This window comes from Roseicyclus marinus, assembly GCF_036322625.1.
In the GTDB taxonomy this organism is placed as follows: Bacteria; Pseudomonadota; Alphaproteobacteria; order Rhodobacterales; family Rhodobacteraceae; genus Roseicyclus; species Roseicyclus marinus_A.
On record NZ_AP027266.1, the window covers coordinates 2,409,910 to 2,421,834 of the forward strand.

At 66.8% G+C, this 11,925-nt stretch carries 14 protein-coding genes; 6 read left to right on the top strand and 8 right to left on the bottom strand.

Annotated elements, in window-relative coordinates; translation table 11 throughout:
* Window positions 1-152 precede the first annotated feature (152 nt).
* Both AABA51_RS11465 and AABA51_RS11470 read right to left on the bottom strand, forming a co-directional pair.
* On the bottom strand, window positions 153-380 hold the full coding sequence (locus AABA51_RS11465; protein ID WP_338272000.1) for a DUF1150 family protein: 228 nt from the start codon (window positions 378-380) through the stop codon (window positions 153-155).
* 4 nt (window positions 381-384) lie between these two features.
* Window positions 385-819 (bottom strand): Hsp20 family protein, encoded by a 435-nt coding sequence (locus AABA51_RS11470; protein ID WP_338272002.1) that lies wholly within the window; start codon window positions 817-819, stop codon window positions 385-387.
* A 213-nt stretch (window positions 820-1,032) separates the two neighbouring features.
* Here AABA51_RS11470 and AABA51_RS11475 point away from each other — a divergent pair, with 213 nt between their 5' ends.
* From AABA51_RS11475 to AABA51_RS11485, 3 genes are all read left to right on the top strand, one after another.
* Window positions 1,033-1,260, top strand: a complete 228-nt coding sequence (locus AABA51_RS11475) for a YdcH family protein (protein WP_338272004.1) — start codon at window positions 1,033-1,035, stop codon at window positions 1,258-1,260.
* 79 nt (window positions 1,261-1,339) lie between these two features.
* Window positions 1,340-1,828: a 5-(carboxyamino)imidazole ribonucleotide mutase gene (gene purE / locus AABA51_RS11480; RefSeq protein WP_338272005.1), complete on the top strand. Its 489-nt coding sequence runs from the start codon at window positions 1,340-1,342 to the stop codon at window positions 1,826-1,828.
* Window positions 1,821-2,891 (top strand): 5-(carboxyamino)imidazole ribonucleotide synthase, encoded by a 1,071-nt coding sequence (locus AABA51_RS11485; protein WP_338272006.1) that lies wholly within the window; start codon window positions 1,821-1,823, stop codon window positions 2,889-2,891. Before purE ends, AABA51_RS11485 begins: the two co-directional genes overlap by 8 nt.
* Before the next feature lie 66 nt (window positions 2,892-2,957).
* Here the strand turns inward: AABA51_RS11485 and AABA51_RS11490 are convergent, their stop codons facing one another.
* Entirely contained in the window at window positions 2,958-3,722 is a 765-nt protein-coding gene (locus AABA51_RS11490) for an alpha/beta fold hydrolase (RefSeq protein ID WP_338272007.1), read from the bottom strand.
* A gap of 77 nt (window positions 3,723-3,799) precedes the next feature.
* Between AABA51_RS11490 and AABA51_RS11495 the strand changes: the two genes are divergently transcribed.
* Window positions 3,800-4,249: an NUDIX domain-containing protein gene (locus AABA51_RS11495; protein WP_338272008.1), complete on the top strand. Its 450-nt coding sequence runs from the start codon at window positions 3,800-3,802 to the stop codon at window positions 4,247-4,249.
* Here AABA51_RS11495 and AABA51_RS11500 read toward each other — a convergent pair.
* The 5 genes from AABA51_RS11500 to AABA51_RS11520 all read right to left on the bottom strand — a co-directional run bounded on the left by AABA51_RS11500 (window position 4,219) and on the right by AABA51_RS11520 (window position 9,377).
* Entirely contained in the window at window positions 4,219-5,085 is an 867-nt protein-coding gene (locus tag AABA51_RS11500; protein ID WP_338272009.1) for a DMT family transporter, read from the bottom strand. The genes AABA51_RS11495 and AABA51_RS11500 overlap by 31 nt on opposite strands.
* Window positions 5,082-6,215, bottom strand: a complete 1,134-nt coding sequence (locus tag AABA51_RS11505) for an alpha-D-ribose 1-methylphosphonate 5-triphosphate diphosphatase (protein ID WP_338272011.1) — start codon at window positions 6,213-6,215, stop codon at window positions 5,082-5,084. The genes AABA51_RS11500 and AABA51_RS11505 overlap by 4 nt, the downstream gene beginning before the upstream one ends.
* Window positions 6,208-7,053, bottom strand: a complete 846-nt coding sequence (locus tag AABA51_RS11510; RefSeq protein ID WP_338272012.1) for an NAD(P)-dependent oxidoreductase — start codon at window positions 7,051-7,053, stop codon at window positions 6,208-6,210. The genes AABA51_RS11505 and AABA51_RS11510 overlap by 8 nt, the downstream gene beginning before the upstream one ends.
* Window positions 7,054-7,388: 335 nt before the next feature.
* On the bottom strand, window positions 7,389-9,020 hold the full coding sequence (groL, locus tag AABA51_RS11515; protein WP_338272013.1) for a chaperonin GroEL: 1,632 nt from the start codon (window positions 9,018-9,020) through the stop codon (window positions 7,389-7,391).
* Between the two features lie 45 nt (window positions 9,021-9,065).
* The gene (locus tag AABA51_RS11520) at window positions 9,066-9,377 is read right to left on the bottom strand and encodes a co-chaperone GroES (protein ID WP_277826960.1); all 312 of its coding nucleotides are present in this window, start codon (window positions 9,375-9,377) and stop codon (window positions 9,066-9,068) included.
* Window positions 9,378-9,608: 231 nt separating this feature from the next.
* Here AABA51_RS11520 and AABA51_RS11525 point away from each other — a divergent pair, with 231 nt between their 5' ends.
* Window positions 9,609-10,532, top strand: coding sequence for a manganese-dependent inorganic pyrophosphatase (locus AABA51_RS11525; protein ID WP_338272015.1), 924 nt, complete (start codon window positions 9,609-9,611; stop codon window positions 10,530-10,532).
* A 247-nt stretch (window positions 10,533-10,779) separates the two neighbouring features.
* Window positions 10,780-11,652 carry a TIGR01459 family HAD-type hydrolase gene (locus tag AABA51_RS11530; RefSeq protein WP_338272017.1) on the top strand — a complete coding sequence of 291 codons (873 nt, stop codon included), beginning with the start codon at window positions 10,780-10,782 and terminating at the stop codon, window positions 11,650-11,652.
* Window positions 11,653-11,925 lie beyond the last annotated feature (273 nt).

Genomic DNA, 11,925 nt, shown 5'->3' on the forward strand with positions numbered 1-11,925 from the left:
GGAACCCACCAATCGTGCATCGGCATGAACGGCAGTGGTGGGTTTCACCCACCCTACGGTCGTGATCGTCAGGACATCAAGGTGCGCCTGAAGGCGGCACCCTACCCAAGGGGGATGCCGCAGGGTGGGTGGACCCCACCAGACGCGCCCCCTCAATGCACGCTGACGGGTGTCATGTCATTCTGGCGGGCCACGACGAAGGCCAGCTTGCGGTCCTTGACCAGTGCAAGCCGTTCGCCGGTTTCGCTGCCGATGGCATAGAGCGTCTCGATCCCCTTGGCCTGTTCGCGGATCTCGTCGGGCAGGTCGGCCACGGCGACGGGGCGGATATAGACGATGGGCCGGCCCTGCGGCGTGGCGGCGTCGTGATCTATGGTCATCTGTTCAGCCCTCCTTTCGCTTGGGACCCGCGCCATTGATGCGGATCGTCTGCACCACGGTTTCGGGTTGGCTGCGGCGCAGGTCGATGTGCAACAGCCCGTGTTCCATCGAGGCCCCCGCGACCTCCACCCCTTCGGCCAGCACGAAGCTGCGCTGGAACTGCCGCGCGGCGATGCCACGGTGGAGAAAGACGCGCTCGGCCCCCGCCTCGGCCTGACGACCGCGGATCACGAGCTGGCGATCCTCGAGCGTGATGGTCAGGTCATCCTCGGCAAAGCCTGCAACGGCCAGCGTGATGCGATAGGCGTTTTCGCCCTTCTGTTCGATGTTGTAGGGCGGGTAGCCATTGGCATCTGCCTTGGCGGTGCGTTCCACCAGGCGTTCCAGTTGATCGAACCCCAGAAGGAACGGGTGCGATCCGAGCGTCAGTTTCGTCATGCGGGGCACATCCTTGCGATTAAGCGATCTGCACATGCGGCACGCGCCCCGGTTTCGGCGGCGCGCCCACCCCCAAGATATGGAGGCTTGCGGCCCGCGTGCAAGGCCCGGTCATCATCCCGCCTGCCCCGCTCCCGAGGCTTGGCGCAGACGGAGCGGCGCGCTAGACTGCGGCTTCGGCCCCAAGAAGACAAAGCGATCGGACCGCCCGGCATGAATGCCCCCAAAGGCCCCAGCGAACTCACGCACGAGGATGTGCTGCGCATCAAGCTCGAGGTGCTCAAGCGCGAGCATCGCGATCTCGACGATGCGATCGCGGCGCTGCATGACGCGGTGAACCCCGACCAGCTGACCCTCAAGCGCCTGAAAAAGCACAAGCTTCTGCTCAAGGACAAGATCGCGCGGATCGAGGATGAACTGACCCCCGACATCATCGCCTGAGCGGGGCCCGCGCCGCATTGCGCCCGGGGCGCGCGCGGCTATAGTGCGGCGCTCAATCCGGGGTCGGAGGGCAAGGCGCATGGCCGAGATCGAGGTGGGAATCATCATGGGCAGCCAGTCGGACTGGCCCACGATGCGCGAGGCCGCCAGCATTCTGGACGAATTGGGCGTGCCCTACGAGACGCGCATCGTATCGGCCCATCGCACGCCGGACAGGCTGTGGGAGTATGGGCGCGCGGCGGCGGGCCGGGGGCTCAAGGTGATCATCGCGGGCGCGGGCGGCGCGGCGCATCTGCCCGGCATGATGGCGTCGAAAACGAGGGTGCCGGTGATCGGTGTGCCGGTCCAGACCAAGGCCCTGTCGGGCGTCGATTCGCTCTATTCCATCGTGCAGATGCCCAAGGGCTACCCGGTGGCCACGATGGCGATCGGGGCGGCGGGCGCGGCCAATGCGGGGCTGATGGCGGCGGCGATCCTGGCCACGTCGGATGCCGCCTTGGCCGAACGGCTCGACGCGTGGCGCGCGGCGCTGTCGGCCTCCATCCCCGAGGAGCCGCAAGATGACTGAGCCGCTCGCGCCCGGCGCGACCATAGGCATCCTCGGCGGGGGGCAACTGGGCCGGATGCTGTCGATGGCGGCGGCGCGGCTCGGCTATCGCTGCCATATCTATGAACCGGGTCCGGCCCCTGCCGCCGATGTGGCCCATGCGCTGACCACCGCCCCTTACGAGGATCTCGAGGCGCTGCGCCGCTTTGCGCAGGGGTGCGATCTCATCACCTATGAATTCGAGAATATCCCGGCCGAGGCGCTCGACGTGCTGGCCGAAACCACGCCGCTTTTCCCCGACCGCCGCGCGCTGGAGGTGAGCCAGGACCGGCTGACGGAAAAGACCTTCCTGTCCGGCCTCGGCCTTGCCACGGCCCCTTTCGCGCCCATCGACGGGCCGGGCGATCTGGCGACGGCGCTTTCGGTCACGGGCACGCCCGCGATCCTGAAAACGCGCCGCTTCGGCTATGACGGAAAGGGACAGGCCCGCGTGATGGCGCCCGAGGCGGCAGAGGCCGCGCTTGCCAGCCTCGAAGGGGCGCCTGCCATCGCCGAGGGCTTCGTGCGCTTTTCCAAGGAAATCAGCGTCATCGCCGCGCGTGGCCGGGACGGAAGCGTCGCCGCCTTCGATCCGGGCGAGAATGTCCATGTCGACGGCATCCTGTCGACCACGACGGTGCCCGCCGCCCTGCCGCTCAAGCTGCGGACCGATGCGGTGCTGATCGCCTCGCGCATCCTGAACGCGCTCGATTACGTGGGCGTGATGGGCGTGGAATTGTTCGTCACGCCCGAGGGGCTTGTCGTCAACGAGATCGCGCCGCGTGTCCATAATTCGGGCCATTGGACGCAAGCGGGCTGCGCTGTCGACCAGTTCGAACAGCATGTCCGCGCCATCGCGGGTTGGCCGCTCGGCAACGGGGCGCGCCATGCGAATGTGGTGATGGAAAACCTGATCGGCGCGGATGTGGCCCGCGTGGGCCAGCTTGCCGCCGAACCCGGCGTTCAGGTCCATCTCTACGGCAAGGCCGAGGCGCGGCCGGGCCGCAAGATGGGTCACATCAACCGCGTGACCGGCGCAGCCTGAGGCGCGGCCGCTCCTTCATCTTTCCCCAAATATGCACGGCCCAACGCCTGCCATCGGGCGCCGCGCTCATTCGATGAGCGATTCCAGCGCCCCGATATAGTCGAGATCCGCGACAAAGGCCCCGTCGCGCAGAAAGGCCATGGTCTGGGCGATGACGCGGGGGTTGTTCATCATGAAGGTATGGGTGACCGGCAGGGTGATATGGCCCGCCATGCCCGCGACCCGCGTGCTGTCGACGGCGACCTTGCCGTCATCCTCGCCGGGGATCAGGGCGGAATAGATCGGGTTCAGCGTCTGGTTGCCCGCGATCACGCCAAGGTCGAAATCAACGGGCGGCAGGCGGCTCGGCAGATCGGCGGGGCCTGTGCCAAGCTGCTGTCCGGCGGGGCCGTTGATCCATTCGAAAGCGTCGAGCCGGCCCAGCACATCCACAAGCTCCGATCCGGCATTGGGGGGCGCCAGCATCACGACGCGCCCCATCGATGCAGGCCGCGCACCGCCTTGGGCGAGCGTGTAGCGAAGCAGGATGCCGCCCATGGAATGGGTGACGAAATGCACCCGCCTGTCGCCACAGGCGGCAACGGCCGGAACAAGTGTTGCCGCCGCAAGATCGGCGATGGGCGCGCGGGTCGAGGGATAGCCCTGGTTGACGACCATGTAGCCCTCGGCCTCGAGCGCCTCTTCCATCAGGAAGAGCGAGTTTTCCGTCCGCGCAAGGCCATGGAGCAAGATCACGCAATCCTGTGCCCCGGCCACGGGCGGTTCCTCCGCATGGGTTGCGGATACGAATAGGCCAAGACCAAGAAAGAGCACGGGCAGGATACGGATCATGGGTTGCAACATAGGTGCGCCTGCCCTGCGCCGCGAGGGGGATTGTCGCCGCCCCGACGCTGCGTCACTCTGCGCCCATGTCACCGAATGCCCGCCCCCGTCTGGCCGTTCGCGGCCTGTTGCTGATCGAAGACCGCCTGCTTCTGGTCAATGCCTGGGGCGGCGGGAAAAGCGATCTTTTGTGCGCGCCGGGTGGCGGGGTGGAGATGCACAGCTCGCTTCCCGACAATCTGATCCGGGAATTCCACGAGGAAACCGGGCTGACCATCGCGGTCGGCGCGCCTTGCATGGTCAATGAATTCCACGCGCCGGGGCATGATTTCCACCAGGTCGACATCTATTTCCGGGTACATCTGGTGGCGGGGGACCCGATGGCCCACTGGACCGACCCCGAGGGGATCGTGACCGAACGCCACCTGGTCGCCCGGCACGAGATGCACCGCTACCGCTACAAGCCCGACAGCCTGCCCGATGTGGCCTGGTCCGATATCGTGCATTACGACGCGCTGGAACCGCTCGTCCGCTGAGGCCAGAGACCCCAGGCGATGCCGCCCAGAACCAGCGCGCCCGCACCCAGCATGCGCAGGCTGGGGGCCTCGGACAGGAAGATCACGCCACCAAGCGCCGCGATGACAGGGACCGACAGCTGGACCAGCCCCGCGACCGAAGCGCCGATGCGCGGCAGCACCTCGTACCAGAGCGCATAGCCAAGCCCCGATGTGACCGCCCCCGATGTCACCGCAAGCGCAAGCCCCGCCCAGGTCGCGTCATTCACCGGACTGCCCCCCGACTGGACCAGAAGCGCCACGAACCCCGCGACCGTCGCCCAGACGAAAGCCGCCCCCGTATCGCCCAAGGGATCGGAGGAGCCGCGCCCGATCAGCGAATAGATGCCCCAGCCCAGCGCGGCGAACCCCATCGAACCGACGGCCCAGAGGGGCAGGGACACCGCGCCACCGGGCCAGACGAGCCAGGCAAGGCCAGACAGCGCCAGCGCCGCTCCGATCCAGCGCCGGGCAGGCGGGCGTTCGCCCAGGGCAAGCGCGCCGGCAAACATCGTGACCTGCACGCCGCCAAACAGGATCAGCGCCCCCAGCCCCGCATCCATCGCCAGATAGGCCAGTGAAAACCCGACCAGATAGGTGGTCAGCATCAGCCCGCCGAGCATCCGGCGCGGCTGCAAGAGCGGCAGGCTGCCATGGCGGAGCCGGATCAGGAGCACCAGAAGTGCGGCCCCCGCCACGGCGCGCACCAGCGCGAAATCGAGCGCGCCGATCTGGCCCGCGCCCACGGCGGCGCGGTTCAGCACGGAATTGGCGGCAAAGGCCACCATGACGAGCGCGGTGAGGGCGACAAGCTTCATGCCAGCCACCGCGCGGCCAGCGGACCGGCCATCCACGACACCTGCCCGCCCGCAATCGTGCCCGCGATGCGGTTTCTTTCGTCAAGGATGACGAGATCGGCGCGCAACCCTTCGGCGATGCGGCCCCGGTCGGTCCAGCCCATCAGCCGCGCGGGCCCGTCCGAGACGAGGGACCATGCCTTGGACCATCCGTAGCGCTCGCTCAGACGCAGGGCCGCGCGGGCGAGCGAGGGGTAGTGGTAATCGGAGACGAGCGCGTCGACGAGCCCCGCTTCGACCAGCGCCTCGGCCGCGATCTTGCCGCTGTGCGAGCCACCGCGCACCACGTTGGGCGCGCCCATGATGACCGGATCGCCATGGGCCTTGGCGGCCTCGGCGGCGGCGAGGGTTTCGGGGAATTCGGAAATATGCGCGCCAATCGCCCGAAACTTGGCCCTATCCGCCGGGGTGTGGTCATCATGGCTGGCCATGCGGATGCCCTGCGCGGCGAAGGCGGCGGCGATGGGGGCGAGGGTTTCCATAACCTGAGGGCCATTGGCATGTAGCGACTGCAACAGGGCGTGGTGCGCCTCGGGCGAGCGGCCGGCCTTGAGCGCCTGGCCCGTCAGGCGGGGGGGCCGTTTGCCTGCGGCCAGTTCCTTGTGCGGCAGGTGATCGTTCCAGACGACGTAGCGGATGCCGAAGCGGGTCACGAGATCGCGCATCGCGCCGAGCGTGTCGAGCATGTGGGTTTCGACGCGCAATTGCAGCGCCATGTCGGTCAGGGGCCGGGCCGCGGCCAAAGCCTCGGCAAGGGCCATGGCGAAATCGGGGCCGCGCATGCCCCCTTCCCAGCTCCAGAACTGGGCGAGGATGGCGGTGGTGATGCCACATGCCCCGCATTCGGCATCGAGCGCTGCCAGACCCATGGCGGGGGTTTCGACCGCGCCACGCCGGGGCGCCATGTGGCGTTCGAACCCGTCGCCATGCAGGTCGATGATGCCGGGCAGGATGCGAAACCCCGAAAGGTCGATCGCGCGCCCGCCGCCGCCCGTGATCTTGCCCTCGGCCAGCGACAGGTCGGTCCGGGCGAACCCATCGGACAAGAGCACCTCGGCCCCGGTCAGACGGAGCGGCGGCAGGTCATGCATCGCGGTAGCCCCGTCGCATCAGTGCCGCGATATCGGCATCGGCAAGACCTGCGGCCTTGGCCTCGTCAAGGAGGGCGGCGAAGGCGTCGAGCGTGGGGGTCGCCACCCCGGCCTCGGCGGCGATACGGCGAAAGACGGCATTGTCCTTGGCCACACCGCTGATCGGAAAGCCGACGCTGTCATCGGCGCCCAGGATGCGGGGCAGACGGTCGCGCACCATGGGCAAGCCCGCAGGCCCGCCGCACAGGATCTTCAGCGCCGTTTCGAGCGGCAGGCCCGCGCGGGCTGCGACCTGCAATTGTTCGACCAATCCGGCGGTGTAGCTTTGCATCAGTGCGTTGTTCACCACCTTCATCACAAGGCCCGTGCCAAGCGGCCCGACGTGAAAGATGCGGTCGGTCAGCGCCGAAAGGGCCGCCTGCGCACGGGCGGCGGCATCGGCCGCGCCACCGATGAAAAAGCCGCAACTGCCCGCTGCGACCATTTCCGGCCCGCCCGAGACGGGGGCATCGACGACCATCGCGCCCGTGGCGGCAAATCTGTCGGCGCGCGAGGTGAGATTTGCGGGAACGACGGTGCTGGTTTCGGCGATCAGCTTGCCCGCGATCTCGAGCGACAGGAGCCGGTCGAGCGTTTCGGTGACGGCCGCATCATCGTAAAGGCTGAGGATCAGCACGTCCGAGGTTGCCACCAAGGCCGCCAGATCGGGGGCCATCGGCACACCATCCACCGCGCGGCTGCTGCGGGTCCAGCCGGTGACGGGGGCCCCCTGCCCTGCGAAACGCGCAGCCATTGCCGCGCCCATCCGGCCCAAGCCGATCACGCCGATCCTGTCCATGTCCTGCCCCGAGTTTGTCCGTGCCGCAACGCGGCGACCATGGCACGCGCCCGCCTGCCCCACAACCGCCCGGCGTCTTGCCAGCGGGGATGGCAGCGCGGCATCTTCATGTTTTCGTGCCTGCCGCCCGGGCCGAAGAGGCTCTGGCGATCCTGAAGACGCTAGAGGCGCGCGGGGCGTAGGCGGCGGGCGGTTTTTGCGGACCGGCGAGGTCCGGACATGACAAAGGGGCCCGTGGGCCCCTTTGCCTTGTGACGCTTTCCCCTCTCGGGATCGTTTCCGATGGAAACGACCCTGTCGGGGTTACGCGCGAATTTCCTTGCGGAAATTCACTCTTACATCATGCCGCCCATGTCGGGCATGCCGCCGCCTGCGGGCTCATCCTTCTTGGGCTTGTCGGCCACCATCGCTTCGGTGGTGATCAAGAGGCCCGCGATGGATGCCGCATCCTCGAGCGCGGTGCGCACGACCTTGGCCGGGTCGATCACGCCGAACTTGAACATGTCGCCATATTCTTCGGTCTGCGCGTTGAAGCCAAAGCTCTTGTCCGAGGATTCGCGGATCTTGCCGGCCACGACAGACCCGTCGACGCCTGCGTTCTCGGCGATCTGGCGCAGCGGTGCTTCGAGCGCCTTGCGCACGATGGCGATACCGGCGTTCTGGTCGGAGTTGTCGCCGGTGACGCCTTCGAGCGCCTTGGCACCCTGAACGAGCGCCACACCGCCGCCGACCACGACACCTTCCTGAACCGCGGCGCGGGTCGCGTTGAGCGCGTCATCGACGCGGTCCTTGCGCTCCTTCACCTCGATCTCGGTCATGCCGCCGACGCGGATGACGGCGACGCCGCCTGCGAGCTTGGCCACACGTTCCTGCAGCTTCTCACGGTCGTAATCGCTGGTGGTTTCCTCGATCTGCTGACGGATCTGGGCAACGCGTGCCTCGATCTCGGCCTTGTTGCCGGCGCCGTCGACGATCGTGGTGTCGTCCTTCTTGATCAGGACCTTCTTGGCGCGGCCCAGCATGTCGAGCGTGACGCTCTCGAGCTTCATGCCGAGGTCTTCGGAGATGACCTGGCCACCGGTCAGGATCGCGATGTCCTGCAGCATGGCCTTGCGGCGGTCACCAAAGCCCGGTGCCTTGACGGCGGCGATCTTGAGGCCACCGCGCAGCTTGTTGACCACGAGGGTCGCCAGCGCTTCGCCTTCCACGTCTTCCGCGATGATCAGGAGCGGCTTGCCCGACTGGATCACGGCTTCGAGCAGGGGGACCATCGGCTGCAGCGACGAGAGCTTCTTCTCGTGCAGCAGGATCAGCGCGTCATCCAGATCCGCGACCATCTTGTCGGGGTTGGTGACGAAATAGGGCGACAGGTAGCCGCGGTCGAACTGCATGCCTTCGACGACTTCGGTCTCGGTCTCGAGGCCCTTGTTCTCTTCGACGGTGATGACCCCGTCATTGCCGACCTTCTGCATCGCATCCGCGATCTGACGACCGATTTCCTTTTCGCCATTGGCGGAAATGGTGCCGACCTGGGCGACTTCGTCGCTGTCGGTCACGTCGCGGGCAGCGGCCTTGATGTGCTCGACGACCTTGGAGGTGGCCATGTCGATGCCGCGCTTGAGGTCCATCGGGTTCATGCCGGCGGCAACCGCCTTCATGCCTTCCTTGACGATGGCCTGGGCCAGAACCGTCGCGGTGGTGGTGCCGTCGCCGGCCTCGTCATTGGTGCGGGAAGCGACTTCCTTCACCATCTGCGCGCCCATGTTCTCGAACTTGTCTTCCAGTTCGATCTCCTTGGCGACCGACACACCGTCCTTGGTGATGCGGGGCGCGCCGAAGGACTTCTCGATCACCACGTTGCGACCCTTGGGGCCCAGCGTGACCTTGACCGCATCGGCGAGGATGTTGACACCCTTGAGCATGCGGTTCCGGGCGTCGGTGGAAAAACGTACGTCTTTAGCAGCCATCTTGGATAGCTCCCTTGAATTTGCGTTTCGGTTGGTCGGAAAGGATCAGGCGGCCTTGGCTGCCTTCTTGGCATCGAGGATGCCCAGAATGTCGCTTTCCTTCATGATCAGCAGCTCTTCGCCATCGATCGTCACTTCGGTGCCCGACCACTTGCCGAACAGCACGCGATCACCGGCCTTGACGGCCATCTCGATCAGCTCGCCGGAATCCTTGCGCGCGCCGGGGCCGCAAGCGATCACTTCGCCCTCGGAGGGCTTTTCCTTGGCGCTGTCGGGGATGATCAGACCGCCCTTGGTCTTCTCTTCGGATTCGATCCGGCGGACCAGCACACGGTCATGAAGCGGTGTGAATGCCATCTCTCGAACACTCCTCTCGGGTTCGGTTGCAATTCTGATGTTGGCACTCGACCTCGGTGAGTGCCAACAGCGCGGAGATAGGGAGGGGTCGGGCCGGTGTCAACAGGGGGATGGGCCGGATTTCATCCCGGGCAGGCCCGCAACCGACCTGCGGCGCACTTGCCCCCTGACAAGCCCGCCCCGCTTCGCTATGAGGCCCCCGACATTGCCCCCAATTCGCGGAAAAGCTCCATGACCACGCTTGTTTTCGGCCACCTGTCCCCCGATACCGATTCCACCGGCTCGCCGATCATCTGGGCCTGGTACCTGAACGAGATCCGCAAGGAACAGGCCGAGGCCGTCCTGCTCGGCGAACCCAATACCGAAGCGGCCTTCCTGCTTGCGCGCTGGGACCTGCCCAAGCCGCGCATCATCGCGGATGTGGAGCCGGGCCAGCCCGTCGTGATCGTCGACACCAACAACCCCGCCGAATTGCCCAAGGGCATCAACGGGGCCGATATCCGCGCCATCATCGACCACCACAAGCTGGTCGGCGGCTTGGAAACCAAGGGCCCGATCGAGATCCGGATGGAGCCCCTGGCCTGCACCGCCACCATCCTGCACAAGATGATCGGCGCAGACATCGCCCAGGCGCCCGCCTGGATCAAGGCGACGATCCTCACCTGCATCCTGTCCGACACGCTGGAATTCCGCTCGCCCACCACCACGCCCGAAGATCGCGCCGTGGCCGAGGCGCTGGCCGCCGATCTGGGCCTCTCGATCCCCGAATACGCCGCCGAGATGTTCGCGGCGAAATCCGATGTCTCGGCCTTCTCGGATGCGGAACTCCTGCGGATGGACAGCAAGACCTACGAGGTCGGCGGCAAGACCTTCCGCGTCAGCGTGCTGGAGACCACCTCGCCCGAGACGGTTCTGTCGCGCAAGGCGAGCCTGATGGAAACCATGCCCGTGGTCGCGACCGAGGATGGCGCGGACCAGGTGCTCTTGTTCGTCGTCGACATCCTGAACGAGCAATCGACGCTTCTGGTCCCCAATGACCTCGTGGCGCAGGTCGCGGCGAAAAGCTTCGGCGCGGATGCGGGCGGGGCCGATACGATCGTCCTGCCGGGCGTGGTCAGCCGCAAGAAGCAGATCATCCCCAACCTCGCCCTCTGACAGGCGGGCCCCTTCTGCGGGCCCTCCCTTCATCTTGGCGAAAAAACTCCGGGGAGGGCGCGCAAGGCGCGACCGGGGGCAGAGCCCCCCGCCCCCTTCCCCGCTCTCACTGCCGATGGTCCCGGGGCGCGGGCACGATTTTTCGTCCGAAAAATCGTGCCCGGGCGACGCCACAGGCGGCGCAATCCCTCGACGATCCGCGCGCCAGCGCCTAAACCGCCCCTGACCTTGCCGCAGGAGCGCCCCCATGACCCGCATCATCGACAGCCTCGCCGAGATTTCCGCCTCCTATGACGCGCTCTTTTGCGATCTCTGGGGCTGCGTGCATGACGGAATGCGCGCCTTTCCGGCAGCGGTCGCGGCACTGCAAGCCTATCGCGCGCAGGGGGGCATCGTGGTGCTGGTCACCAATGCCCCCCGCCCGCGCGCCAGCGTGGCCAAGCAGCTCGACCGGTTGGGCGTGCCCAGCGATTGCTGGGACGTGATCGCCACTTCGGGCGACAGCGCGCGCAAGGCGATGTTCGAAGGCGTCGTGGGCTCCAGGGTCTGGCATATCGGCGAGCCGCATGACGCGCCCTTCTTCGAAAAGCTGCAGCTTCTGGAGAACCCCGTCGAGATCGAGAAGGTCGCGCTCGAGGAGGCCGAGGGGATCGTCTGCACCGGTCCCTTCGACCCGATGGCGGATCCGGCGGTGATGCGCCCGCAGTTCCTTCTGGCCAAGAGCCGGGGGCTGAAACTCCTGTGCGCGAACCCCGATATCGTGGTCGACCGGGGCGAGACGCGGGAATGGTGCGCGGGCGCGCTGGCGCGGCTTTACACGGAAATGGGGGGCGAAAGCCTCTATTTCGGCAAGCCGCATCCGCCGATCTACGATCTTGCGCGGCGCAGGCTCGAGCAATTGGGCCGCACCATCCCCGATGATCGCATCCTGGCCGTGGGCGACGGCATCCTGACCGATGTGCTGGGGGGATTGGGCGAAAGCATCGACACGCTGTTCATCTCGGGCGGGCTTGCGCGCGAGGAGACGGGGACGGTGGACCAGCCCGACCCCGCGCGCCTTGCGCGCTTCCTGACGGAGGCCGAGCTGGAGCCGAGCTACACGATCGGGATGTTGCGCTAGAGCCTGTCGCGCAAAAGCGGGATCCGGTTTTGTGCTCCCCGGACATGCGAAATCAGGGAGCATGTCGCGCAAAAGTGGGAACCGGTTTTGCGCCCCCGGACATGCGAAATCAAAGGGTTAGAGAGCGGCGCGTGACTGCGCGTGAACGCGGCGCGCTCCAGGCAAGCAGGTGCGCCTGAAGGCGGCACCCTACGCAGGGTATGGTCGTGGGGGCTTGTGGGGCGCGGGAGGGACCGTATTTGGGGGAAGATGAAATGAGGGCGAGCGCGCAAT